The sequence below is a fragment of the Streptomyces sp. NBC_00996 genome (genome assembly GCF_045162675.1).
GTDB lineage: Bacteria > Actinomycetota > Actinomycetes > Streptomycetales > Streptomycetaceae > Streptomyces.
In genome coordinates, this window is record NZ_CP108723.1 from 7,246,757 (window position 1) to 7,271,110 (window position 24,354).

Genomic DNA, 24,354 nt, shown 5'->3' on the forward strand with positions numbered 1-24,354 from the left:
CTTTCGCCTCGACGGCCGATGTGGCCCCCGCTGTCAGTGGGCGCCGCTAGCCTCTCTGAGGTGTCCGCCCGTATCACCGATCCCGAGCAGCTCAAGGAGCTCCTCGGCATCCCGTTCACCCCGGAGCAGACGGCCTGCATCACCGCACCGCCCGCCCCGCAGGTGATCGTGGCCGGAGCCGGTTCGGGCAAGACCACGGTGATGGCGGCGCGTGTGGTGTGGCTGGTCGGCACCGGACAGGTCGCTCCCGAGCAGGTGCTCGGCCTGACGTTCACCAACAAGGCCGCGGGTGAACTCGCCGAGCGCGTCCGCAAAGCGCTCATCAAGGCGGGTGTCACCGACCCGGACGTGATCGACCCCGACAACCCGCCGGGCGAGCCCGTCATCTCCACGTACCACGCCTTCGCGGGCCGCCTGCTGACCGACCACGGGCTGCGCATAGGACTCGAACCGACGTCCCGCCTGCTCGCCGACGCCACCCGCTACCAGCTCGCCGCGCGCGTGCTGCGCGAGGCGCCAGGGCCGTACCCGGCGCTGACCCGTTCCTTCCCCGACCTGGTCGGCGACCTCCTCACGCTCGACTCCGAGCTCGCCGAACACCTCGTACGCCCCGAGGACCTGCGCGCGTACGACGCCGAGCTGCTGCGCTCCCTGGAGGGCGCCAAACTCACCAACGCCGACCTGCGCAAGGTCCCCGAGGCGGCCGCGGCCCGACGTGCACTCGCCGAGCTGGTGGGCCGCTACCGCACGGCCAAGCGTGAGCGCGACCTCCTCGACTTCGGCGACCAGATCGCCCTTTCGGCCACCCTCGCCCGCACCCGGTCCGAAGTCGGAGAGATCCTGCGCGACGAGTTCCGCGTGGTCCTGCTGGACGAGTACCAGGACACCTCGGTGGCCCAACGCGTCCTGCTCGCCGGTCTCTTCGGCGCCGGCACCGGTCACCCGGTGACCGCGGTCGGCGACCCCTGCCAGGCGATCTACGGCTGGCGCGGTGCCTCCGTCGCCAACCTCGACGACTTCCCCGAGCACTTCGCGCACCCCGACGGCCGCCCCGCGACCCGCCAGGCGCTGAGCGAGAACCGCCGCAGCGGCGGCCGCCTCCTCGACCTCGCCAACGGCCTCGCGGAGCCCCTGCGCGCCATGCACGCGGGCGTGGAGGCCCTGCGCCCCGCCCCTGGAGCCGAGCGCGACGGCGTGGTCCGCTGCGCGCTGCTGCGCACCCATGCCGAGGAGATCGACTGGCTCGCCGACTCCCTCGCCCATCTCGTGCGCACGGGAAAGGCGCCCGGCGAGATCGCGGTCCTGTGCCGCACGGCCACCGACTTCGCCGAAATCCAGGGAGCACTCGTGGCCCGCGACATCCCGGTCGAGGTGGTGGGCCTCTCCGGGCTGCTGCACCTTCCCGAGGTCGCGGATCTCGTCGCAGTCTGTGAGGTCCTCCAGGACCCGGGAGCCAACGCCTCCCTGGTACGCCTGCTCACCGGTCCGCGCTGGCGGATCGGCCCGCGCGACCTCGCCCTGCTGGGGCGGCGTGCTCGCCTCCTCGTGTCCCACGCGCGCGTAGGGTCCGACGAGGACCCGGACCGCCGGCTCGCCGCAGCGGTCGAAGGGGTCGATCCGTCGGAGGTGATATCGCTCGCCGACGCGCTCGACACGTTCCTGGAGATGCCCATCGAGGCCGAAGGGGACGACGACGGGCTGCCCTTCTCCCCGGACGCCCGGGTGCGGTTCGCGCGGCTCGCCGCCGAGCTGCGCGACCTGCGCCGCTCCCTCGCCGACCCGCTGATGGACGTCCTGCACCGGGTGCTCGGCGTCACCGGCTTGGAGGTCGAGCTCTCCGCGTCGCCGCACGCCCTGGCCGCCCGCCGCCGCGAGACCCTGTCGAACTTCCTGGACATCGCCGCGTCCTTCGCCGCGGGCGACGGAGAGGCGACCCTGCTGGCCTTTCTCGGCTTCCTGCGCACCGCCGCGCAGTACGAGAAGGGCCTCGACAATGCCTTGCCCGGTGGCGAAAACACCGTCAAGGTACTGACCGCGCACAAGTCCAAGGGCCTGGAATGGGACGTCGTCGCGGTCCCCGGCCTCGTCACCGGCACCTTCCCCAGCACCCAGGGCCGCGAGAAGTGGACCGCCCAGGGCAAGGTCCTGCCGCACGAGCTGCGCGGCGACGCCGACACGCTGCCCGACATCGAGGTCTGGGAGGCCAAGGGCATCAAGGCCTTCCACGAGGCCATGAAGGAGCATCAGCGCACCGAGGAACTCCGCCTCGGCTACGTCACCTTCACCCGCCCCCGCTCGCTCCTGCTCGGCTCCGGCCACTGGTGGGGCCCCTCCCAGAAGAAACCCCGCGGCCCCTCGGACTTCCTGCACGCACTGCACGAGCACTGCGCGGCCGGACACGGTGAGATCGAGGTCTGGGCGGACGAGCCCGCGGAGGACGAGGAGAATCCCGCGCTGCGCGAGGCGGCCGCAGACCACGCGTGGCCGCTCCCGCTCGACGACACGGCACTCGCGCGCCGCCGCGCGGCCGCGGAGACCGTACTCGCCCACCTGGAGCGGGTGGCTTCGCACGAGGAGGCCCACCCCGGGGCCGCGGGGGGCCGGCCCAGGGCTGCCCACGACCCGTCCCCGTACGACGATCCGGACTGGCCGCCTCCGCCGGAGGGCGACGACTTCCCCTACGACGATTCCCCCTACGGGGAGGACGGCTTCCCCGACGAAGACGACTCCGACTGGGACACCTGGACCACGGACCGCGCGACGGACGGCCCGACGGACCGCGCGACCGCCCGCCCGACGGTTCCGCACCAGGCGCCCGCCCCGGAGGCTCGTCCCCATCCCGAGGAGCCCGAGGAGCCCTCACACCTCACCCCCGAAGAGGCCCGCACCCTCGCCTCCTGGGACCGTGACCTGGACGCGCTGACCGGAGAGCTCCTGCGCGCCCGCGCGAGCGTCACGGACGTACCCTTGCCACCGTCGCTCACCGCGTCGCAGGTGCTGCGCCTGGCCGCCGACCCGGACGGCTTCGCGCAGGAGCTGGCCCGCCCCATGCCGCGCCCCCCGCAGCCCGCCGCGCGCCAGGGCACCCGCTTCCACGCCTGGGTCGAGTCCCGCTTCGAAGAGCTGCGGCTGCCCATGCTGGAGCCGGAGGAGCTGCCCGGCAGCGAGGCCGAGATCGCCGACGAGTGTGACCTGGAGGCCCTCAAGGATGCCTTCGAGCGCACTCCGTACGCGCACCGGACTCCGTATCGCGTCGAGGCGCCCTTCCAGCTCGCGATCGCGGGACGTGTCGTGCGCGGCCGTATCGACGCCGTCTACCGGAACGGCGACGGCGACGGGACGACGTACGAGATCGTCGACTGGAAGACCGGCCGCGGCCGCACCGCCGACCCCCTTCAGCTCGCGCTCTACCGTCTCGCCTGGGCCGAGCAGCACGGCGTGCCCCTGGAGTCCGTCAAGGCCGCGTTCTTGTACGTCCGCAGCGGCGAGGTCGTCCGACCGGGCCACCTCCCGGACCGTGCCGCCCTGGAGCGGCTGCTCATCGAAGACCCAGCAGGCCCACAAGAAGGGGCTCCCGGGGAACCGCCGGACGAACACGCCCCTGTGGGCGGATAGGCTCGTGAGCATGAGCAAGCCCGTTGACAGCGCCGTCAGCACCGTCCGCACGTACATCCAGAACCACCGCACCGCCTTCCTCGACGACCTCGCGGAGTGGCTGCGCATCCCCTCGGTGTCGGCGCAGCCCGACCACGCCGCGGACGTGGCGCGCAGCGCCGACTGGCTTGCCGCCAAGCTCCGGGAGACCGGCTTCCCGACCACCGAGGTCTGGCCGACCGCGGGCGCCCCGGCCGTCTTCGCCGAGTGGCCCTCACAGGACCCGGGAGCGCCTACGGTCCTGGTCTACGGGCACCACGACGTGCAGCCCGCCGCCCGTGAGGACGGCTGGGACACGGAGCCCTTCGAGCCGGTGATCCGCGGAAACCGCCTCTACGCGCGCGGGGCCTCCGACGACAAGGGCCAGGTGTTCTTCCACACACTCGGCGTCCGCGCCCACCTCGCCGCCACCGGGCGCACCGCCCCGGCCGTCCACCTCAAGCTCCTGATCGAGGGCGAGGAGGAATCCGGCTCTCCGCACTTCCGTGACCTCGTCGAAGCGAAGGCGCAGCGGCTGGCCGCCGACGCCGTGATCGTCTCCGACACCGGCATGTGGTCCGAGGACACCCCCACGGTGTGCACCGGGATGCGCGGCCTCGCGGAGTGCGAGATCGAGCTGTACGGCCCCGACCAGGACATCCACTCCGGATCCTTCGGCGGTGCCGTGCAGAACCCGGCTACCGTCGCCGCCCGACTCGTCGCGGCCCTGCACGACGAGCACGCGCGCGTGGCCGTACCCGGCTTCTACGAAGGCATCACCGAACTCACCGACCAGGAGCGCGAGCTCTTCGCCGAGCTGCCCTTCGACGAGGAGCGGTGGCTGCGTACGGCCAAGTCGACAGCCACCCACGGAGAGGCCGGACACACCACCCTGGAGCGCATCTGGGCCCGCCCGACCGCCGAGGTCAACGGCATCGGCGGCGGCTACCAGGGCCCCGGCAGTAAGACGATCATCCCGTCCTCGGCCATGGTGAAGCTCTCCTTCCGGCTGGTCGCGGGACAGGACCCCGAGCACATCGAGAAGGCCGTACGCGCCTGGGCCGCCGAGCAGGTGCCCGCGGGCATCCGGTACGAGATCACGTTCGGCGCGGCCACGCGCCCGTGTCTGACGCCACTGGACCACCCGGCCCTCCAGTCCGTCGTACGGGCGATGGGACGGGCCTTCGAGCAGCCGGTCCGCTTCACCCGTGAGGGCGGCTCCGGACCCGCGGCCGACCTCCAGGAAGTCCTTGGTGCCCCCGTGCTCTTCCTGGGCATCTCCGTCCCCTCGGACGGCTGGCACGCCCCCAACGAGAAAGTCGAGCTCGATCTCCTCATGAAGGGCGTCGAAACCACCGCCCACCTGTGGGGCGATCTGGCCGAAAACTGGCGCGAGGCACACTGAACAGGCATCCACGAAGAAGACGACCCACGTCCTGACGAGCGCCCCGCACCACCGCACCGCCGTACGTCCTGCTGAACCGCCCGCCGAAATAACCGTTCCACCGGGGGAGTTGGAAGCACCCGTGACCACCTGGACCGACCGCACCGCCGACCGTCCCATCTCGCTCACCGCTCCGAGCGGCATCGACCGGGCCGCCCACCACCGGCTCGACGAGGCCTGGCTCGCGGCGGCGTGGAGCCACCCCACAACCCGTGTCTTCGTGGTCTCCGGCGGTCAGGTGCTCATCGATGAGACGGCGGACGGCACCACCGAACTCGTGATGACCCCCTCCTTCGAGGCCCCGCTCACCGAGGCGCACCGCTACTTCCTTGGCACGGACGACGACGGTGTGAGCTATTTCGCACTTCAGAAGGACGCGCTTCCTGGCCGTATCGACCAGTCCGCGCGCCCCGCAGGTCTGCGCGAGGCCGGGCTGCTGCTGTCCCCGCGTGACGCGGGTCTGATGGTGCACGCGGTCGCCCTGGAGAACTGGCAGCGACTGCACCGCTTCTGCTCGCGCTGCGGCGAACGCACGGTCATCGCGGCCGCCGGTCACATCCGCCGCTGCCCCGCCTGCGGAGCCGAGCACTACCCGCGCACCGATCCTGCCGTGATCATGGCTGTCACGGACGATGAGGACCGCATCCTGCTCGGCCGCCAGGTGCACTGGCCCGAAGGCCGCTTCTCCACGCTCGCCGGCTTCGTCGAGCCCGGCGAGTCCATCGAGCAGTCCGTGCGCCGCGAGGTCTTCGAGGAGGCGGGCGTCACGGTCGGCGAGGTCGAATACATCGCCAGCCAGCCCTGGCCCTTCCCCTCCAGCCTCATGCTGGGCTTCATGGCCCGCGCCACCTCGTCCGAGATCAACGTCGACGGCGAGGAAATCCACGAAGCCCGCTGGTTCTCCCGGGAAGACCTGCGGGCCGCCTTCGAGTCCGGGGAGGTGCTGCCTCCCTACGGAATCTCGATCGCGGCCCGCCTCATCGAGCTCTGGTACGGCAAGCCCCTGCCGACGCGGGGGGCAGCCGCCTGACGTCGCTCAGACGCCGATCTTCTGCTTGACCTGTGCCAGCGAAGGTTTCGTGAGCGTCGAACCGTCCGGGAAGAGAACGGTGGGAGCGGTCTGTAGGCTTCCCTCCTGCTTGTGGCGGCCAGGGGAGGCCGCCCATGTCTTGGGGAGGGGCAAGGGTGAGCGACAAGCCCAGGGCGCTTGGCGTGGTCCGTCTGTCTGTAGGCAACGAGAACCAGACGGGCGAGGAAACGCAGCGGACCCGTATCAGCAAGCGGGCGGACGCGGAGGAAATGGAGCTGGTCGACTTCGCCGTCGACATCGACGTGTCGGCGTCCATCTCGCCATGGGTGCGCCCGTCACTTGGGGACTGGCTCAACAACAAGAAAGACCAGTTCGACCACATCATCATCCTGAAGATCGACCGCATTGCCCGGTCGGTCCGTCACCTCTCGGACATCATCGAGTGGTGCGAGGCGAATGGTAAGGGCCTCATCTCCTGCGAGGAGGGGTTCGACCTCTCGAAGCCGTGGGGTAAGACCATCGCCAAGATCCTGGCCGTGGTCGCAGAAGCCGAACTGGACGCCATCAAGGCCCGCAACAAGGCTTCCCGGGAGACCATGCGGAAGACGGGCCGGTGGCCGGGTGGCCTTGTCCCGTTCGGGCGCAGAGCGGTGAAGGGTGACGCAGGCTTCACTCTGGAACTCGACCCCGAGTACGGCCCGACGCTGATCGAGATGATCCGGCGCTTCATCGAGAAGCCGAGCTTCTCGGCCGTCGCCGACTGGCTGAACGAGCAAGGTGTACCCACGGCTCAGGACATCGCTCGCATCCGCGCGGCGGCAGGCGAGAGCACGACTCGGCTGGCCGACCCGAAGCCTCGGGGAGCCAGGTGGACGCCGACCACAGTGCAAGCTGTACTGGTCAGCCGCTCTCTGCTCGGGGAGTACGTGCGCGCCAATGGCGCCGTTGTCCGCAACGACGACGGCACCCCCGTCATGCGGTCTGAGCCGGTGCTGAACGAGGCGGAGTGGGCGAAGCTGTCGGACGCCGTTGCCTCGGTCAAGTACAAGAAGCAGCAGGGTTCTACATCGCCGACCGTGGGCGTGACGTTCTGCATGCTGTGCGGCAGCTCCCTCTACTTCGTGAAGGGGGACCCGGCCAAGGGCAAGCGCGAGCGGTATCGGTGTCACGGCAACAAGAGCAAGGGCATCCAGGCATGCCCGAAGCAGAGGTTCTGGGCAGAGGACTTGTACCCCTGGTTGGAGTCGGCCCTGTTGGGCGAGATCGGCCACCTGGAACGGATGGAGTCGAAGACGACCATCGACGACAGTCGTGCGGCGAAGCTCGCCGTGATCGACGGCAAGATGAACCAGCTCCTGAAGGAACTCCAGCAGGACGAGATCAGCGCCGTCGCGTACGCCTCACAAGTCGCCAGCCTTGCCCAGGACCGAGAGAAGGTCACCAACCAGGAAGGGCCGAAGCCGGTGACCGTGTGGACGGGCACGGGCGAGGGCTACGCGGAGTGGTGGGAGCGGTCGAGCGTCGACGAACGGCGTGAATGGCTGAAGAAGCACAAGGTCAAGGCGCACTTCGGACATGACGTCCTGGCCATCGATCCCGGCGACCTGATCGAGAACATCAAGCAGCAGGGCATCACGTACTGGGATGTGCCCTCCAAGTCTTCTCAGGTGCTCTCACCGATCACGCCGATCTCCTTGCACGGAAAGCCGTACGCGAAGCCGAAGCCGCTTACGGGTGTGGAGTGGGAGATCGTCAGCCGCTGGGAGGACTTCGAAGCGGAGCGGACAGCACAGCGGGTGAAGGGCCAGGAGGAAGCCCAGGGAGCAGGGGAAGCCACGGTGGTTCCGACGTCCGCCTGATGCAGGATGAACAGGCGAGGAAGGCCCTCGACTTGGGGGCCTTCTGTCGTTCCGAGTCAGAAGGGCGGCGGCTCGTGTTCTGCCTCGCGGAGCCGATTGGCTCAGTTGTCGTAGTCGAAGTCGGCTGGCAGGGGAACTGTGTACGACTCGCCGAACCACTTCCGGCGGCGCTCCTCTTGCTTGACCGTCGCCAGGTCTACGAAGGACAAGGAGGGGGCCGAAGGCCCCCAAGAGAGCCAGCGCCTATGTCCTCCTGCTGGGGGCCGCTCACGCGGCCCACTTTCGCTGGCTGCTTGCGCCCTTCGTCTTTGCCCTGTCGGCCCCCTGTCGGGAGCCGCTCTTCGCCTACCGGCTTGCTACTTCCATCGCCGTCGCTCTTGAAGGTATGTAGGTTGTATGGCTCCTCAGCCATACCGCCCTCCTTCGGCAACGTGAGCCGGTAGATCACCGGGCCGTCCGGCACCTTGCCCGTCTTCGTGAGCCAGCCGGCCTTACGCAGCCTGCCGACGATCTTGTTGACCGTCTGCTCTGGAGCCTTCCCACCGTAGCCGAGTTCCCTGGCGATGGTCCCGTTGGACGGGCACACGTTCTCGCCCGTCTCGTAGTCCGCGTACAACGCCATGGCGACGCCGACCAACTTCTCTGCGGGCTTCATGTTCGAGCGCACCAGCGCACGGCGCCATACGTGTTCCTGTATCTCGGATTCCCCTTCTCTCAGCTCTCACGGGACCACGAAATCTACAGGTCTCCACGCGCAAAGGCGCAGGTCATCGGGGTGTGAGGCGCCCTCAGAAGGGCCCGAAACCGAGGCAGGATTTGAGCCGGTAAGACCCGGCGGTCGAGGAAGGACCCTTCAAGGGGTCATACCCCACCCCCTTTCGCCGTTGCCTTCCGTCCGTTGTCGAGCGGCTGGCCAACGGCCCGTGCCGCATGGCAGGCGAACGGCTGTGCGCCCGCGTGAGCGGCTGACAGGCTGCGCACGACGTCCTGCACGGTCGGCAGGGTTCGGCCGTTCTCGATCTTCGAGAGTTTCCCGGCGGACATGGAAGCCCTGCGGGCCACCGCGTCACCGGTCAGTCCCGATGCATCACGTAGTGCCCGCAGGGCGCTCCCGATCGAGTCCGTGGTCAGTGGTGCCGCTCCCAGTAGTTCGCGAACGGCACGGCGTGAGTGAGCGCCACGTCGCGGTAACCCTGGTACTCCGCGAGTCGGTCGGCAGGTAGCAGTTGACCGCCGATGAACGCGCCGGCGGGTGTGTAGTTGTAGTGCATGCGGTACACACCGCGGTCGTCGAAGAGCCAGAAGTCGTGATCGGGGCAGGCCGGTCACCTTCTGCTCGGCAAGGTCGATGATCCCGATGGACTCCCCGGCCTTGATGTTGCCGGGGTAAGCCGACAGCTCGTAACGCAGGTAGTCAGTCAGAGGGGAGCGCAGGACATGAACGCGGGACACGCTCTTGCCCTCGTCGGTCATCGAGCGGACCCATGGGTTGTCGCTCCACTCCGGGCCCATGTCCTCACCCGCGAGGAACCGAGCGATCTGCTCCCGCTCCTTCTTCACGTGATACACGTCGAGCGTCTCCAGCCGGAACGCGGTCCGCTCGAAGGTCTCGAAGAGACGGCCGAACTCCTCACCGCGGAGCACGGAAGAACTCCTCAAGTGCGGCGGCCGGGACCATGACGGCCGTCTCTCCCTCGGGGAGATCGAGCTGTGCCAGCCGCGCAGGGTCGGTGATCACGTAACCCTGCACCACGTAGTCCTTGCCATCGTTCGTACCCCACAGCGTCGGGCACGTGCCGTTCTTGCACTCCGGGTCTCCCGACAGCTTCCGCAGCGGTGTGCCCACGCTTCCCCTCAGGTCGGCGGTCCTTGTCGCGTTCGATGCTTCTGGCCTTCGGCCGGCACGGTCAAGATCCCCGGCTTTCCAAAACGGGAAAGTCCCCGGAGCGCGCAAACCCCCGATCAGCTCCAGGCCGATCGGGGGTTGCGTATCGCGGGGATCAGACGCCGAGTGCCTGCTTCACCTGGGCAAGGCTCGGGTTCGTCATCACGACCTCGGCGCCACCACTGGAGGGAACTACCTGGACCGTCGGAACCGTCTGGTTTCCGCCGTTCGCCTTTTCCACGAACGCCGCAGACTGCGGGTCCTGCTCGATGTTGATCTCGTTGTACGTGATGCCCTCGCGGTCCATCTGGCTCTTCAGCCGACGGCAGTAGCCACACCACGTGGTGCTGTACATCGTCACAGTGCCCTGCATGTCGTTTGCGCTCCTTCACGGCTTCGGGGTGCGTGGTCGCTGGCAGTGCAACGTATGTGACCTGGCCGCCATTCCCGTAGGGGGTACCCCGGGTGCCCCGGCGGGAAGTGACGCCTGCCGCATTAGTACGACTGCACGTGCCTCCCTGTGGACAACCGGCTCGTCCGTCTCCTGCGACCTGGCAGCATGGCGGGGTGACAGCAGCAACGCACTCCACCCTCTTCCCGCAGGTTCCGGACACGGCCGACGCGGTGCTCGACGGGCTCGACCCCGAGCAGCGCGAGGTCGCCACCGCCCTGCACGGTCCGGTGTGCGTGCTGGCGGGCGCCGGCACGGGCAAGACGCGGGCCATCACCCACCGCATCGCCTACGGGGTGCGCGCCGGGATCCTGCAGCCCTCCAGCGTGCTGGCCGTCACCTTCACCAACCGCGCCGCGGGCGAGATGCGTGGCCGCCTGCGTCAGCTCGGCGCGGGCGGAGTCCAAGCCCGCACCTTCCACTCCGCCGCGCTCCGCCAACTCCATTACTTCTGGCCGAAAGCAGTCGGTGGCAGCCTGCCCCGGCTGGTCGATCGCAAGATCCAGCTCGTCGCGGACGCGGCAGTCGCCTGCCGCATTCGCCTCGACCGGGGCGAACTGCGGGATGTCACCGGCGAGATCGAGTGGTGCAAGGTCACGCAGACCATCCCCGCCGACTACGCGGCCGCCGCCGCCAAGGCCGGCCGCGACGCCCCTCGCGATCCGGCCGAGATCGCCCAGCTCTACTCGACGTACGAGGACCTCAAGCGCGATCGCGCGGTCATAGACTTCGAGGACGTCCTGCTGCTGACGGTCGCCATCCTCCAGGACCGGCACGACATCGCCGATCAGGTCCGCTCCCAGTACCAGCACTTCGTGGTCGACGAGTACCAGGACGTCAGCCCGCTCCAGCAGCGCCTGCTGGAGTTGTGGCTCGGTGAGCGCGACAGCCTGTGCGTCGTCGGTGACGCCAGCCAGACGATCTATTCGTTCACCGGTGCAACTCCCGACCACCTTCTCGACTTCCGTACCCGCCACCCCGGAGCCACCGTCGTCAAGCTCGTCCGCGACTACCGCTCCTCGCCCCAGGTCGTCCACCTCGCCAACGGACTGCTCGCCCAGGCCCGCGGCAGGGCCGCCGAGCACCGCTTGGAGCTGATCTCCCAGCGTGCCCCGGGACCGGAGCCCGTCTACGCCGAGTACACGGACGAGCCCGCCGAGGCCGAGGGCGCCGCCCGCCGTATCCGCGACCTCGTCGCCTCCGGCGTCCCCGCGGGCGAGATCGCGATCCTCTTCCGTACGAACTCCCAGTCCGAGATCTACGAACAGGCCCTCGCCGACGCCGGGGTGCCCTACCAGTTGCGCGGCGCCGAGCGGTTCTTCGACCGCCCGGAAGTGCGCAAGGCGGGGGCAGCCCTGCGTGCCGCGGCTCGCTTCGGGGGCAATGACTCCCTGCTCGACGACGCCGTCGACCTGCCCTCACAGGTCCGTGCCGTGCTGTCCGGCGAAGGATGGACCAGCCGGCCCCCGGCAGGTTCCGGCGCGGTCCGAGAGCGCTGGGAGTCGCTGGCCGCCCTCGTGTACCTCGCACAGGACTTCGCCGCCGCCAAGGCCGGCGCCACTCTCGGTGACCTGGTGGCGGAGCTCGACGAACGCGCGAGCGCCCAGCATGCCCCGACCGTGCAGGGCGTCACGCTCGCCTCGCTGCACTCCGCCAAGGGGCTGGAGTGGGACGTCGTCTTCCTGGTCGGCGTCGCCGAGGGCATGATGCCGATCACCTACGCAAAGACCGACGAGCAGATCGAGGAGGAACGCCGCCTCCTCTATGTTGGTGTCACCCGCGCCAGAGAGCACCTGTGCGTCTCCTGGGCGCTGTCCCGCTCGCCCGGCGGCAGGCCCAACCGCAGGCCCAGCCGATTCCTCGACGGGCTGCGTCCGGGCTCCGTCGCCATCGCGGGCCGCAGCAGCGGCGGCGGCTCGGGAGGCATCGAGCGCGGCGTCGGAAGCAGCGGCGGCACCGTCGTACGGAGGACGAGCCGAACCCCGGCCCGCTGCCGGGTCTGCGGCCGCACGCTGACCGACGCGGGCGAGATGAAACTGATGCGCTGTGAGGACTGCCCCTCCGACATGGACGAAGGTCTCTACGAGCGGCTGCGCGAGTGGCGCGCGGTGCAGGCGCAGCGCAGTGGGCAGCCTGCGTTCTGCGTCTTCACCGACAAGACGCTGATGGCGATCGCCGAGGCCGTGCCCGACGACGAGCGCGAGCTGGCGCGGATCCCCGGCGTCGGAGTACGCAAGCTGAACCGCTTCGGAGCCGACGTTCTGGCCATCTGTGCAGATCAAGAGCTTGGAGCAGGCGACGATGGTGACTGATTCAAACTCGTCGAAAAAATAGTTTGCGCATGCCCCAGCGATCCCCATAGGTTCTAAGCACGGAAACGGCGGCCTTCTCCAAGGCCCTGGATCCGTGCTGTACTTAATAACCGTCGGACTGGCTCACCCGGTCCCCTTAGACGCCGAGAGGAGGCGATTCCAGTGATCAGCATCACCACCAGCTCCATCAGCACCATCAAAATGACCGATCGCTCGGTCGTCTCCACGTGCATGCTCGGCGTCTCGAACCTGGGCAGCGGTCTGTCCGGCATCCCTGCCGCCCGGCCGGAGTCCTCCCTGTCTCTCGCGGGTCTTCCCATCCGTGAGCGCAATGAGCGACCGACGCAGGCACTGGAAGCAGCAGTAGTGGCAGAGGCGCAGGCCTATGCCTTTGCGGCGGCCGGTGCCGGAGCCCTGAAGCAGACAACGCAGCACCACCACACGATGTGGGCCTTCCGTGGGCCTGAACCCTGGAGTGATCCAGCCTGATTCTCGATCAGGCCGGCGCCTTCAGGGCCGCGGAACCCCACCCGGGATCCGCGGCCCTTCTGTTTGTCCCCGACCGGGGGCGGCAGAGCGAAGGGGCCTCGGGACAAGAAAAGAACCCGGTACCAGCCGCCAACCGGCCAACCGGCCGGCACGACCAGACGAGGAAGACGAACCGTGCAACTCGAAGCGCACGCCCCGTCCGTACCGCCTTCCGAAACGATCCCCCCGCCCGGCCTCACGGAGGACTCCACCTTGATCCCGCTCACTGCGCTCACCGCGCTCGACGACGCCATCGAGAACCTCGGCGTACCCGTTCCCTGCCGCTCCTACGACCCGGAGGTCTTCTTCGCCGAGTCGCCGGCCGATGTCGAGTACGCCAAGTCCCTCTGCCGCACCTGCCCGCTGATCGAGGCCTGCCTCGCCGGCGCCAAGGAGCGGCGTGAGCCCTGGGGCGTCTGGGGTGGCGAGCTCTTCGTCCAGGGCGTTGTCGTGGCCCGCAAGCGGCCGCGTGGCCGCCCGCGCAAGAACCCGGTTGCGGCATGAACGCCCGAGGAACGATCGATCGCCCCCTGACGCACGACCCCAAGAAGCAGGCCCCGATGAAGCCGTCCACCAGCGAGCCCGCAGGCTCCGCGATCCCAGACTTCACCACCACCGGCGCGAACGACTCGCGTCAGAACAGGACCCGAGAGATGCAACTCATCCCAGAAGCCCTGGCTCGTGCGCATATGCACGAGCGACTGCACCAGGCCGAGCAGGAACGTCGGGCCATGCGCCTGGCGACCGCTCGCCGCATGCAGCGCCGGGCCGAGCGCGCCTCGATGCGAGCCCGGCGCGCGCTGGCCATGGCGGTCATGCAGTAGCCCATTGCAGTCGCGGCAGTTCCAGGCAGTGAATCCTCGCGGGGGTCGGTCCGAACGGACTGGCCCCCGCGGTGCGTTGTGCCGAGCGAACCGTCGGCCACGGCGTTATCGTCGCGGAGTGACGAGTCTTCCCGGGGACAGTGACAGCACCGGCTCCGCACCGCGGCGTGACGCGGGCGAGGCCCAGCACATCGTGTGCGCCCGTTGCGGCACCCGGGCCGAGTGCCCTCAGCCGACCTGGACCTGTTCGGTCGAGAACGGCACCCGCAACTACTTCTGCGACAGTTGCGCCCGCACCAACCTCAGAGCGATCGAGGGCCGCCTGGACTCGGCGTGGTGGTAGGCCGGTAGGCCCGTCCACTCAGGCCTCGACCGCCGATTCCTCCTCGTCCAGCAGTTCCTCGTCCGGCAGGAACCCCGGCAGCCACTCCTCCAGTTCATCGCGCAGGCGGACCGTGGCGCCCAGTTGGCACAGGACGCCGATGGTGCTCAGGGTCACGCGATGTATCAGGAGGTATGCCGGGGGCAGGTTGAGCCGCTTGCCCAGCTGGTGGGCGGGGGAGCGGGGGTCGGCCACTCGGGCGGCCTGGCTGCGCATCCAGGTTCGGGTGAAGGCGAACTCGTCCGCCGCGGCCGGTTCGATGATCGGCAGGAGGTAGTCCAGGACCGCGTCGGGTTCGAGGTCTATGGACTCCTTGACGAAGCCCTCCTCGCGGAGCAGTTCGTAGACCGCCTCGGCGTCGCCGTCGAGGGTCATGCGGAGGGAGTCGCCGATCGGCAGGGGCAGGCCCCCCGGGAGGCGGTCGACCGTTCCGAAGTCCAGAACGCCCAGGCGCCAGCCGTTCTTCTCGTCCGGCAGCAGACGGAAGTTGCCCGGGTGCGGATCGGCATGGAGCAGGCCGGTGCGAGCCGGTCCCGAGAAGAGGAAGCGGGCCAGCAACTGGCCGGCGCGGTCCCGCTGCTCCTGGGTACCGTCGGAGATCACCTCCGACAGCGGTGTCCCGTCGATCCATTCGGTCACGAGGATCTGGTCGCACTGGTGGACCACCGCCGGGACGAGGACGTCCGGGTCGCCCGCGAATTCCTCTGCGTGTGCCGTCTGGGCCTGGGCTTCCAGTCCGTAGTCGAGTTCCTCGGACACCCGGTCGCGCAGTTCGGCGATAAGCGGCTTGATGTCCATGCCGGGGATCAGGGGACCCAGAAGTCTGGCGAATCGGCTGAGCTGGGTCAGATCGGACAGCAGCGCCTCGCCCGCCCCGGGGTACTGCACCTTGACGGCGACCTCGCGCCCGTCGTGCCACACCGCATGGTGCACCTGGCCGATCGAGGCTGCCGCGGACGGCTTGTCCTGGAACTCCAGGAACAGCTCGGACCAGTTCTCGCCGAGCCGCTCCTCCAGCGCGGAGTGAACGCTGCTTGTCGGCAGGGGAGGCGCTGCTTCCTGAAGCTTCGTCAGCGCCGCGCGATACGGCCCCGCGATCTCCTCGGGCAGCGCCGACTCGAAGACGGACAGTGCCTGCCCGAATTTCATCGCGCCGCCCTTGAGCTCGCCGAGCACCTTGAACAGCTGCTCCGCCGTGCGCTGCTGGAGCTCACGGCCCACAATCTCCGCCGACTTCCCGCCGATACGTTTTCCGAGCCCCCAGGTCGCCCGCCCAGCGAAGCCGAGCGGTAGCGCGGCGAGTTTGGCGGTACGGGTGACCGCCTTCCGGGGAAGATCAGACATGCGCCCTCCAAGTCCCAGACAGCCGTGCCGCGTACGGCTGTTGCCCCGCCATTGTCTCGTGCGGCTCGCCGTCCTCCGAGGCGCGCTCCCCCTTAGCTTTCTCCGCTGCGCCGCAGGGGCATGCCGGATGAGGCCAGACCGGTCTCGCGTGCCAGTCGAGGCCCGGTACCGATACCTCCCAGCGGGCCCCCGCGCTGGAGGGCAATGTGCCGTCCAGGAAGGCAAGCGCGTGTCCGGCGGCCAGACCGGCGACGCCTGCCGCCAGTGTGAGGTCGCACGCCGGTACCTGGCGCTGCCGCCCGGAGCGCCACTGTGCGACCAGGCGAGGCCAGGTCGGATCCCGGTCGGCGCGTTCCCGGTCGAGGCAGCCCGCGCAGCCGGTGTCGCCGGGCAGGACCATGGGGCCGACGACCCCGGTGCCTTCCACAACACCCGCGTAGAGATGGGGCGTCCCTGAAGCGATCAGAGTCTCGGCCGCCGCTGGATCGGGCGCGTGGGTGCCGAGGCCGTCCCGGGGGGTGAGGATCACCAGTGCCAGTCCCCGTTCCTTGTCCTTGTCCTCCTCGTTCGAGGATGTCCCCTGCGAGGATGCCCGAGGTGGACGGTCCGGTGCTGCTCGGCGCACCGCTCGGCGAGCGGCCTCCTCCCGGCGCTCACCGATGGACTCGGCGGGCAGCCCGCCCGGTGCCACGTCCCACGGCTCCACGCGGCCGACGTCGCGCACATCGATCTCGCCGACGCCCGCGCCCGCGAGCAGCGAGGCCAGGACCACTCCCACCCGGCCGGCGCCGCGCACCTGTACGCGCAGGGAGCGGCGGGCGGCCAGCCGCTCGATGGCGTCGCCCGGTTCGCGCGTGACGAGGGAGAGGGAGGCGAGGTCGGGGCGCAGCCGCTCCAGCACCGCCTTCTTCTTGCGCAAGGCGTCCGCGGCCGGGCCGCCTCCAGTCGCGTCGTCCAGCAGGCCGGATCGGGCCAGCCGCTCCACGAGGGCGTCGACATGGCCGTCGGGCAGCCCCATCCTGCGTCCCTCCTCACGCAGGAGCGGCATCCCGCGTGCTCCGTTGAGCAGGTCCAGGAAACTGCCCGTCGCCGTGTCCATCGGGCCCAGCACCATCGCGTGGGGCGGTGCCATCCCGAACTGCACGGTGTTGAGATCCCGCCAACCGCGCCGCAGCGCGGGCTTCACCATCGGATGCATGACCTACCCCCGTAGCCCATAGAGCGTCCCCCGTGTGCCGGCGGTGCGCCTCCTGCGCCCGCCGATCAAATGCCAGCATGCCCGTCCGGGCCGAGCGGTGCCGAAAGTTGTCCACAGGCTGCACCGTTCGTCATACAAATCAAGCGCACGGAGTGCGGATCGGCATCGAACCGTCCCGGGGGCGGGACTTCCCCCGTGTGCAGCGGGTAACGTCGGGGCGTGCCCGCCGACCCACTGCACCGCGCCGGAAAACCACAGCGCAGCACGACGAGCCCGCCGCCAAGCGGTTCGGGGGCGAGCGCGATCGAGGTCCGCAGGAGCGCGCGACGGCGCAGAACGGTCTCCGCGTACCGCGAGGGCGATCGCACCGTCGTGCTCATCCCCGCTCGGATGTCCGAGGCGGAGGAGCAGCGCTGGGTGACCGTCATGCTCGACAAACTGGCCGCCCAGGAGAGCAAGAGGGTGCTCGGCGACGCCGAGCTGGCCGAGCGTGCGGAGCGCCTGTCGGGCCAGTACTTCAACGGCCGGGCCCGGCCCACGTCGGTGCGCTGGGTCACGAATCAGAACACGCGCTGGGGCTCGTGCACCCCGTCCGAGGGCAGCATCCGTCTGTCGCACCGGTTGCAGGGCATGCCCGAGTACGTCGTCGACTACGTTCTCGTCCACGAACTCGCCCACTTGCTCGTGCCCGGACACGGGCCGCGCTTCTGGCGGCTTCTCGAGGCGTATCCGCGTACCGAACGGGCGCGCGGTTACCTCGAGGGGGTGGTCGCCGCCGACCGGCTGCCCCATCTGCCCGCCGCACGCGACGAGTAGAGCGGGTCCGCCCTCAAGGGCCGATTGTGTACCGGGTCTGTACCGGCTTCGTCCACTCCCAGAGTTTGCCGTTAGCCTGACGCGACGCACTCGCATTCGGGATGGGGGACGGTCGTTACGCATGGCCAGGGAATTCCAACGCGGCCACAAGGCCAAGATCAGTGACCTCACCGCGGGCACCGATCTGTACGTAGGCGTGCAGATCACCGGCCCCGGACTGACCTTCGACATCAGTTGCTTCGGTCTGGACGCCGACGAACGTCTGTCGGACGACCGGTACTTCGTCTTCTTCAACCAGCCGAAGACCCCTGAGGAGTCCATCCAACTCCTCGGCGCCCAGTCGGGCGACACGGAGTCCTTCCGTGTGACCCTCGACCGGATCCCGGCGCAGATCCAGAAGCTGTCCTTCACGGCGACCATCGACGGCTCCGGGCAGATGTCGCAGATCGCCCCCGGATACCTCCGCGTTGTCGCCGGTGGCGAGGAGGTGGCCCGCTACTCGTTCAGCGGCGCGGAGTTCTCCACGGAACGTGCCGTGATGCTGGGCGACTTCTACTTGAAGGACGTCTGGCGGTTCGCCGCCGTGGGACAGGGCTTCGACGGCGGTCTCGACGCGCTGCTGAAGAACTTCGGTGGCGAGGTCGCCGAGGAGCCGCCCGCCGCGCAGCAGCCGCAGGCCGCGGCCGCACCGTCCTTCGCGCCCCCGGCCCAGGCCACCGCGCCGCCCGCGTTCGGTGCCCCGGCCGCCTCCGCCCCGGCGCCCGCGCCGCAGCCCGCCGCGCAGGGCTTCGCGCCGCCCCCGAGAGCCACGCCGCCGCCCGCTCCGGCGCCCGCCGCGCCCTCTGTGCATGCCGCACCGACCATCGTCGCGCCCCTGCACACCCCGCCGGGCGGCCCCGTTCCGCCGCCGGGCCCCGCGCCGTACGCGCAGCCGCCCGGGCAGCCCGGTCCGCCGCCCGGATACGGCCAGCAGCCTCCCGGCCGGACGGCTCCGATGCCGCCCGGTTACGGCCAGCAGGCTCCGTCCGCACCTCCCGGTTACGAGCAGCAGGCGCCGACCGCGCCTCCGGGCTACGGTCAGCAGCCGCAGTACGGGCAGGTCCCGGGCCAGGGGCCCGGACAGTACCCCGGCCAGCCCGGCGCACCCTCTCCGTACGGCGCTCCCCAGGGCGCCCCGCAGGGCGGCGCGGGCGTGGCCGCCGCGCTGGGGGCCTTCAAGGAGACGCCCACCGGCCAGCGGTGGACGCAGCAGAACAAGAAGCTCATCCGGGTGGACCTCGGCATCGGCGGTCAGCCCGTACTGGCCCGCCAGGGCAGCATGGTGCTCTACCAGGGCAAGGTCGACTTCAGCTACAAGGGCGCCGGCTTTGCCGGGCGGATCGTGGGCAATGCGACGGGCCAGGAGATGCAGCTGATGCGCTGTACGGGCCAGGGGCAGGTGTTCCTCGCCGAGAACTCCACCCACGTGCACCCCATCGAACTCCAGGGCGACGCGATCTGTGTCTCCGCGGAGAACGTGCTCGCCTTCGACGAGTCGCTCCAGTACGAGGTGCGCCGGATCGAGGGACACGGCATCCCCGGAGGCGCGCTGTTCACCATGCAGTTCCAGGGGACCGGCACGATCGTCGTGAAGACGCACGGTGCCCCCGTCGTGCTGCCGGTGACGCCCACGACCTTCGCCGACTGCAACGCTGTCGTCGCCTGGTCCGCGGCCGCACAGGTGATCGTCTCCAGCCAGGTGCGGATGCGCCGGAACGCCTACCCCGGCGACACCGGAGAGAGCGTGAACCTTCAGTTCCGCGCCGCGCCCGGCAATTTCATCGTCGTCCAGCCGTACGAGGTCTGAGGGAGCCCGTCATGAACCAGCCACTCGCGGGCTTCGCCCCGGCACCCGTCACCGCCCGCATGGAGAACCACGGCAACCACATGCTGAAGGTCGCCATGCAGACCGGAAACGACCTCCTCGCGCGCGTGGGGTCGATGGTCGCCTACGAAGGGTTCGTCCAGTACGAGCCCAACCCGCCCGCCGTACGCCAGATCGCGCGCGACTGGGTCACCGGCGAGGGCGCGCCGCTGATGAAGTGCTCCGGTGACGGCCTGCTCTACCTCGCCGACTACGGGGCGAACGTCGTCGTCATCAACCTCAACGGGGACGCGATCTCCGTCAACGCCACCAATCTGCTCGCCTTCGACGCACACCTCCAGTGGGGCGTCGAGCGGGTGAAGGGGCTCGCCAAGTTCGCCGGACAGGGCCTGTGGAACACCAAGATCTCCGGCCAGGGATGGGTCGCGCTGACCTCCCGCGGCAAGCCGATCGTCGTCGACTGCGGCGGCGGTGAGGACGAGACGTACGTCGACCCGGACGCGCTCGTCGCCTGGTCCCCGAACCTCAAGGTGAAGGGCAAGCGCAGCTTCAAGGCGCAGTCGCTGATCGGACGCGGCAGCGGCGAGGCGTACCAGATGGCGTTCTCCGGGCAGGGCATCGTCGTCGTCCAGCCCAGCGAGGACAGCACCGACCGCCTCCGAGTCCGGGGCTGAGGGGGAGCACGACACCATGCAGAGCCCGCTTTTCGGCTACAACGAGCAGCAGACCCAGGAGCGCTACAGCCTGCAGAACTCGCAGATGCTGCGCATCGTCCTGGAGGGCCACGACGACATCCTCGCTCGCAAGGGCACCATGGTCGCGTACCAGGGGCTCGTCGAGTTCGACGCCGAGTACCAGAACACCAGTCAGCAGCGCTCGCGCGCGTACACCGGTGAAGGCCTCGACCTGATGCGCTGTCACGGGCAGGGGACGGTCTACCTCGCCAACCTCGCCCAGCACGTGCACGTCATGGAGGTGGAGCAGGACGGCCTCACTGTCGACAGCAGCTATGTGCTCGCGATGGACTCCTCGCTGCACTACGACGTCATCGCCGTGGACAGCCAGTACGGCATCTCCGGCTCCGGCAAGTACCAGCTCAACATCACGGGACGCGGCAAGGTCGCGCTGATGACCTCCGGGATGCCGCTGATGATGCAGGTCACACCGGACAAGTACGTCAACTGCGACGCCGACGCCATCGTCGCGTGGTCCACCGGCCTGCGCGTGCAGATGCAGGCCCAGACGCACTCCTCGGGCGTGTTCCGGCGCCGTGGCAACACCGGTGAGGGCTGGGAGCTCAGCTTCCTGGGCCAGGGCTACGCGCTCGTCCAGCCCAGTGAGTTGCTGCCTCCACAGAACGCCGTGATCGGACAGGGCCTCGCCGCGCAGTACGGCATGGGCCAGCACGGCGCGCACGGGCAGAACCAGGGCAACGTCTGGAGCTGACCACCCGTCAGTCCAGGAAGCGAACGTAAGGGGCGACCGCTTTGGCGGACGCCCCTTACACGTTCACAGCCGTGCGCGGGTCGCCTCCACGAGTCGTACGACCGACTCGTCGGCCACGTCCGCCACGTCGTCGTACGAGAACCAGCGCAGGTCCAGGGACTCGTCGCTGATCGCCTCCTCGGCCCCGGCCGGGGCGAGCGCCGCGTACTGCACATCGAGGTGCCAGGCGCAGGGCGTGTGATGCCGGTCCAGGCGCACCGGGCCGCCAGGCAGCAGTGTCAGCCCTTCGATGCCCGACTCCTCGGTGCCCTCGCGCAGGGCAGCCGCCGCCAGCGTCGCGTCGACGGGCTCGCAGTGGCCGCCCATCTGCAGCCACATGCGCAGCTTCTTGTGGAGGGTCAGCAGCACGCGCCCGTGCGCCGGGTCGACCACCAGGGCACTCGCCGTGATGTGCCCGTCCTGACAGGCCTTCCACAGTCCGTCGGGGTGTGCTGCGAGGTGGTCCAGGTAGGTCTGGCGCAGCTCTTCCTGCTCCTCGTAGCTCTTCAGTACGAGGACCGCGTCGTCGTGGAGGCTCACTCGGTGCCGTCGCCCTTGTCGTCCTTGGAGTCGTCGTCCTTCTTCAGGTTGGGCTTCTCGGCGGAACCGGAACCGCTCGCCGCCTCGCCGAGCATCTTGTCGATCTCGGAGAAGTCCAGCTGTTCGCGGTGTACGAAGCCGTCCGGGTCGTCCAGGTCGGACGCGGTCGGCAGCATGTCCGGGTGGGCCCACAGGCCGTCGCGGCCGTCGACGCCCCGCGCGTCGGTGAGCGAGGCCCACAGACGCGAGGCGTCCCGCAGCCGGCGCGGGCGCAGCTCCAGGCCGATCAGCGTGGCGAACGTCTGCTCGGCGGGACCGCCCGTGGCACGGCGGCGGCGCAGGGTCTCACGCAGCGCGTCCGCGGACGACAGGCGCGGCTTGGCGGCCGCGTGTACGACCGCGTCCACCCAGCCCTCGACCAGCGCGAGCGCCGTCTCCAGGCGGGCCAGCGCGGCCTTCTGCTCCGGGGTGTCCTCCGGCTGGAACATGCCCTGCTGGAGCGCCTGCTGCAGCTCCTCGGGGTTCTGCGGGTCGAACTGGCCGACCACGTCCTCCAGCTTGGCCGTGTCGACCTTGATCCCGCGCGCGTAGCCCTCGACCGCGCCGAACAGGTGCGAGCGCAGCCATGGCACGTGTGCGAAGAGGCGCTGGTGGGCGGCCTCGCGCAGAGCTAGATAGAGCCGCACCTCGTCCTGGGGGACGCCCAGGTCCTTGCCGAACGACTCGATGTTCAGCGGCAGCAGCGCGGCCTTCCCCGCCGGGCTCAGCGGCAGGCCGATATCGGTCGAACCGACGACCTCGCCCGCGAGCACGCCGACGGCCTGCCCGATCTGCGTGCCGAACATGGCACCGCCCATGGAGCGCATCATGCCGATGAGCGGTCCCGCCATGGCCTGCATCTCCTCCGGCAGGACGTCGCCCATGGCCGCGCCGACGCGCTCGGCGACCGGGTCGACGAGCTCCTTCCACACCGGAAGGGTCGCCTCGACCCACTCCGCGCGGCTCCAGGCCACGGCGGAGCCGGCGCCGGACGGCAGCGACGTGGCGTCGTCCAGCCACAGGTCGGCCAGGCGCACGGCCTCCTCGACCCCGGAGCGCTCGGAGGGACCGATGCTCGCGTCCTTGGTGCCGTCAGGGGTGCCCTGGGAGACCGTCTGACGGGCGATCTGCTTGGCCATGTCCCAGTTCACCGGTCCGCCCTCGTACGAGAGCATCTGGCCCAGCTGCTGGAACGCGGCGCCCAGGTCATTGGGGTTCATGGAACCGAACATGGCTGCGAGGGGATTGTCGGCTCCGGGACCACCGGCGCCGGGCAGCCCGAAACCGAACGGTCCCTGACCACCGCCGCTCTCCTGGTCCTTCTTCTTGCCCTCGTCGCCGTTCTCCGGCTCCTCCGGCGGAAGGCCGAATCCGAATGGGGTGTCACTCACGGGATTCCTCGGCTGGTAAGGCCGCCGGTTCTTTCCGACGGCGGCTGCCCGACAACACCACCCAGCGTAGACACCACAGCCCGATTGGGCCTCGGTGCTTCGCCGACTCTTGGCCTGCGGCAGGATGGATGCCACCTGGTACGCACGCGTCACGCGCGTCCGTTACTGAAGACAACCGCTGGAGACGCCCGGTGAGTTCCCCAGATCCGCAGGTTCGCGCAGCGCGAAACCACTCAACCAGCCCAGCCCCGCGCGGGCCCGTCGTCGCGGTCACCGGCGCCGCGTCCGGCGTGGGTGCGCTGCTCACCGAGCGGCTCGCCGCCAGCGAGGAGATCAAGCAGGTCATCGCCATCGACGAGCGGCGCGGCGAGTGCGCGGCCGCCCAGTGGCACATCCTGGACGTCCGTGACCCGGCGATCGCCGAGAAGCTGCGCGGGGCGGACGTCGTGGTGCATCTCGCGCTGGACCTCGATCTGGAGACGGACGCGGCGGCTCGGACGGCGTACAACGTCCGGGGGACGCAGACCGTGCTCACGGCCGCTGCCGCGGCCGGGATCCACCGGGTGGTGCTGTGCACGTCCGCGATGGTCTACGGGGCGCTGCCCGACAACGAACTGCCCCTCTCCGAAGACGCCGAATTGCGGGCGACGGCCGAGGCCACGGGTGTCGGCGACCTCCTGGAGATCGAGCGGCTCGCACGGCGGGCGCCGCGGGCGCATCCGGGGCTCAATGTCACCGTCGTGCGGCCCGCCGTGCTCGTCGGTGGCACCGATACCGCTCTGACCAGGTACTTCGAATCGCCTCGGCTGCTTGTGGTGGCGGGATCGAGGCCCGCCTGGCAGTTCTGCCACGTCGAGGACCTGTGCAGTGCTCTGGAGTACGCCGTCGTCGAGAAGGTGGAGGGAGAGCTCGCCGTCGGGTGTGACGGATGGCTGGAGCAGGAGGAGGTCGAGGAGCTGAGCGGGATTCGGCGGATGGAACTGCCGTCCGCCGTCGCCCTGGGGGCTGCTGCTCGGCTTCACCGGATCGGGCTCACTCCTTCGCCTGCCGGGGATCTGGCGTACACGATGTATCCCTGGGTGGTGAGCGGGAGCCGGCTGCATGACGCCGGGTGGCGGCCGCAGTGGACCAATGAGGAGGTCCTCGCGGAGCTGCTGGAGGAGGTCGCAGGGCGGCACACCGTGGCCGGGCGGCGGCTCGGACGCAAGGATGCGACTGCGGCGGGGGCCGCGGGGGCGACGGTGGCTCTGCTGGGTGCGGCTGCCGTGGTCCGGCGGGCTCGGAAGGCTCGGCGGCGGGTCTGAGGGCGCTTGGGGCCCGGCCCGCGCT

Annotated in this window: 23 protein-coding genes and 2 pseudogenes; 14 read left to right on the top strand and 11 right to left on the bottom strand. The window is 69.7% G+C overall.

All coding sequences use genetic code 11. The annotated features are described in order from the left end of the window. Positions 1-60 precede the first annotated feature (60 nt). The 3 genes from OG390_RS34065 (at position 61) to nudC (ending at position 6,107) form a co-directional block, all read left to right on the top strand. On the top strand, positions 61-3,615 hold the full coding sequence (locus tag OG390_RS34065; RefSeq protein ID WP_406173180.1) for an ATP-dependent helicase: 3,555 nt from the start codon (positions 61-63) through the stop codon (positions 3,613-3,615). Between the two features lie 10 nt (positions 3,616-3,625). Continuing rightward, positions 3,626-5,038: a dipeptidase gene (locus OG390_RS34070; protein ID WP_406173181.1), complete on the top strand. Its 1,413-nt coding sequence runs from the start codon at positions 3,626-3,628 to the stop codon at positions 5,036-5,038. A 121-nt stretch (positions 5,039-5,159) separates the two neighbouring features. Beyond that, positions 5,160-6,107, top strand: coding sequence for an NAD(+) diphosphatase (gene nudC / locus OG390_RS34075; RefSeq protein ID WP_406173182.1), 948 nt, complete (start codon positions 5,160-5,162; stop codon positions 6,105-6,107). 6 nt (positions 6,108-6,113) lie between these two features. Here the strand turns inward: nudC and OG390_RS34080 are convergent. Further along, positions 6,114-6,218: pseudogene (locus OG390_RS34080) on the bottom strand (NrdH-redoxin); the annotation flags it as partial. Between the two features lie 44 nt (positions 6,219-6,262). Between OG390_RS34080 and OG390_RS34085 the strand changes: the two are divergent. Continuing rightward, complete coding sequence (locus OG390_RS34085) at positions 6,263-7,966, top strand: recombinase family protein (protein WP_406173183.1); 1,704 nt, start codon at positions 6,263-6,265, stop codon at positions 7,964-7,966. Between the two features lie 196 nt (positions 7,967-8,162). Here the strand turns inward: OG390_RS34085 and OG390_RS34090 are convergent, their stop codons facing one another. The 6 genes and pseudogenes from OG390_RS34090 to OG390_RS34115 form a co-directional block, all read right to left on the bottom strand. Beyond that, positions 8,163-8,621, bottom strand: a complete 459-nt coding sequence (locus OG390_RS34090; protein WP_406173184.1) for a helix-turn-helix domain-containing protein — start codon at positions 8,619-8,621, stop codon at positions 8,163-8,165. A gap of 206 nt (positions 8,622-8,827) precedes the next feature. Further along, positions 8,828-9,112, bottom strand: a complete 285-nt coding sequence (locus OG390_RS34095) for a helix-turn-helix domain-containing protein (RefSeq protein ID WP_406178014.1) — start codon at positions 9,110-9,112, stop codon at positions 8,828-8,830. Beyond that, the gene (locus tag OG390_RS34100) at positions 9,094-9,237 is read right to left on the bottom strand and encodes a hypothetical protein (RefSeq protein ID WP_406173185.1); all 144 of its coding nucleotides are present in this window, start codon (positions 9,235-9,237) and stop codon (positions 9,094-9,096) included. The genes OG390_RS34095 and OG390_RS34100 overlap by 19 nt, the downstream gene beginning before the upstream one ends. A gap of 100 nt (positions 9,238-9,337) precedes the next feature. Beyond that, positions 9,338-9,610, bottom strand: a pseudogene (locus tag OG390_RS34105) (DUF6879 family protein); the annotation flags it as partial. Beyond that, positions 9,597-9,812, bottom strand: coding sequence for a hypothetical protein (locus OG390_RS34110; RefSeq protein WP_406173186.1), 216 nt, complete (start codon positions 9,810-9,812; stop codon positions 9,597-9,599). The pseudogene OG390_RS34105 and the gene OG390_RS34110, both read right to left, overlap by 14 nt. 154 nt (positions 9,813-9,966) lie before the next feature. After that, the gene (locus OG390_RS34115; RefSeq protein ID WP_406173187.1) at positions 9,967-10,224 is read right to left on the bottom strand and encodes a mycoredoxin; all 258 of its coding nucleotides are present in this window, start codon (positions 10,222-10,224) and stop codon (positions 9,967-9,969) included. Between the two features lie 137 nt (positions 10,225-10,361). Between OG390_RS34115 and OG390_RS34120 the strand changes: the two genes are divergently transcribed. The 5 genes from OG390_RS34120 (at position 10,362) to OG390_RS34140 (ending at position 14,309) form a co-directional block, all read left to right on the top strand. Beyond that, complete coding sequence (locus OG390_RS34120; protein WP_406173188.1) at positions 10,362-12,614, top strand: ATP-dependent DNA helicase UvrD2; 2,253 nt, start codon at positions 10,362-10,364, stop codon at positions 12,612-12,614. A 162-nt stretch (positions 12,615-12,776) separates the two neighbouring features. Further along, positions 12,777-13,103 (top strand): hypothetical protein, encoded by a 327-nt coding sequence (locus OG390_RS34125; RefSeq protein WP_406173189.1) that lies wholly within the window; start codon positions 12,777-12,779, stop codon positions 13,101-13,103. A gap of 174 nt (positions 13,104-13,277) precedes the next feature. Further along, a complete protein-coding gene (locus OG390_RS34130) occupies positions 13,278-13,646 on the top strand; it encodes a WhiB family transcriptional regulator (protein WP_054228178.1) in 369 nt (122 codons plus the stop codon). After that, positions 13,643-13,966 carry a hypothetical protein gene (locus OG390_RS34135; RefSeq protein WP_406173190.1) on the top strand — a complete coding sequence of 108 codons (324 nt, stop codon included), beginning with the start codon at positions 13,643-13,645 and terminating at the stop codon, positions 13,964-13,966. Before OG390_RS34130 ends, OG390_RS34135 begins: the two co-directional genes overlap by 4 nt. 118 nt (positions 13,967-14,084) lie before the next feature. Further along, entirely contained in the window at positions 14,085-14,309 is a 225-nt protein-coding gene (locus OG390_RS34140) for a hypothetical protein (protein ID WP_399087445.1), read from the top strand. An 18-nt stretch (positions 14,310-14,327) separates the two neighbouring features. Here the strand turns inward: OG390_RS34140 and OG390_RS34145 are convergent, their stop codons facing one another. Continuing rightward, positions 14,328-15,692 (bottom strand): ABC1 kinase family protein, encoded by a 1,365-nt coding sequence (locus tag OG390_RS34145; protein WP_406173191.1) that lies wholly within the window; start codon positions 15,690-15,692, stop codon positions 14,328-14,330. After that, complete coding sequence (locus OG390_RS34150) at positions 15,685-16,890, bottom strand: TOMM precursor leader peptide-binding protein (RefSeq protein ID WP_406173192.1); 1,206 nt, start codon at positions 16,888-16,890, stop codon at positions 15,685-15,687. Before OG390_RS34150 ends, OG390_RS34145 begins: the two co-directional genes overlap by 8 nt. Before the next feature lie 219 nt (positions 16,891-17,109). Between OG390_RS34150 and OG390_RS34155 the strand changes: the two genes are divergently transcribed. The 4 genes from OG390_RS34155 (at position 17,110) to OG390_RS34170 (ending at position 21,016) form a co-directional block, all read left to right on the top strand. Next, positions 17,110-17,706 carry a M48 family metallopeptidase gene (locus OG390_RS34155; protein WP_406173193.1) on the top strand — a complete coding sequence of 199 codons (597 nt, stop codon included), beginning with the start codon at positions 17,110-17,112 and terminating at the stop codon, positions 17,704-17,706. Between the two features lie 121 nt (positions 17,707-17,827). Further along, complete coding sequence (locus OG390_RS34160) at positions 17,828-19,552, top strand: TerD family protein (RefSeq protein WP_406173194.1); 1,725 nt, start codon at positions 17,828-17,830, stop codon at positions 19,550-19,552. Between the two features lie 11 nt (positions 19,553-19,563). Next, on the top strand, positions 19,564-20,244 hold the full coding sequence (locus OG390_RS34165; protein ID WP_189189372.1) for an AIM24 family protein: 681 nt from the start codon (positions 19,564-19,566) through the stop codon (positions 20,242-20,244). A 16-nt stretch (positions 20,245-20,260) separates the two neighbouring features. Then, complete coding sequence (locus OG390_RS34170) at positions 20,261-21,016, top strand: AIM24 family protein (RefSeq protein WP_406173195.1); 756 nt, start codon at positions 20,261-20,263, stop codon at positions 21,014-21,016. A 63-nt stretch (positions 21,017-21,079) separates the two neighbouring features. On the opposite strand, the gene OG390_RS34175 is transcribed toward OG390_RS34170, so the two are convergent. Continuing rightward, the gene (locus OG390_RS34175; protein WP_406173196.1) at positions 21,080-21,595 is read right to left on the bottom strand and encodes an NUDIX hydrolase; all 516 of its coding nucleotides are present in this window, start codon (positions 21,593-21,595) and stop codon (positions 21,080-21,082) included. Further along, positions 21,592-23,025, bottom strand: coding sequence for a zinc-dependent metalloprotease (locus OG390_RS34180; protein ID WP_406173197.1), 1,434 nt, complete (start codon positions 23,023-23,025; stop codon positions 21,592-21,594). The genes OG390_RS34175 and OG390_RS34180 overlap by 4 nt, the downstream gene beginning before the upstream one ends. Before the next feature lie 191 nt (positions 23,026-23,216). On the opposite strand from OG390_RS34180, the gene OG390_RS34185 reads away from it, so the two are divergent. Next, the gene (locus OG390_RS34185) at positions 23,217-24,329 is read left to right on the top strand and encodes an SDR family oxidoreductase (protein ID WP_399087461.1); all 1,113 of its coding nucleotides are present in this window, start codon (positions 23,217-23,219) and stop codon (positions 24,327-24,329) included. Positions 24,330-24,354: the final 25 nt, after the last annotated feature.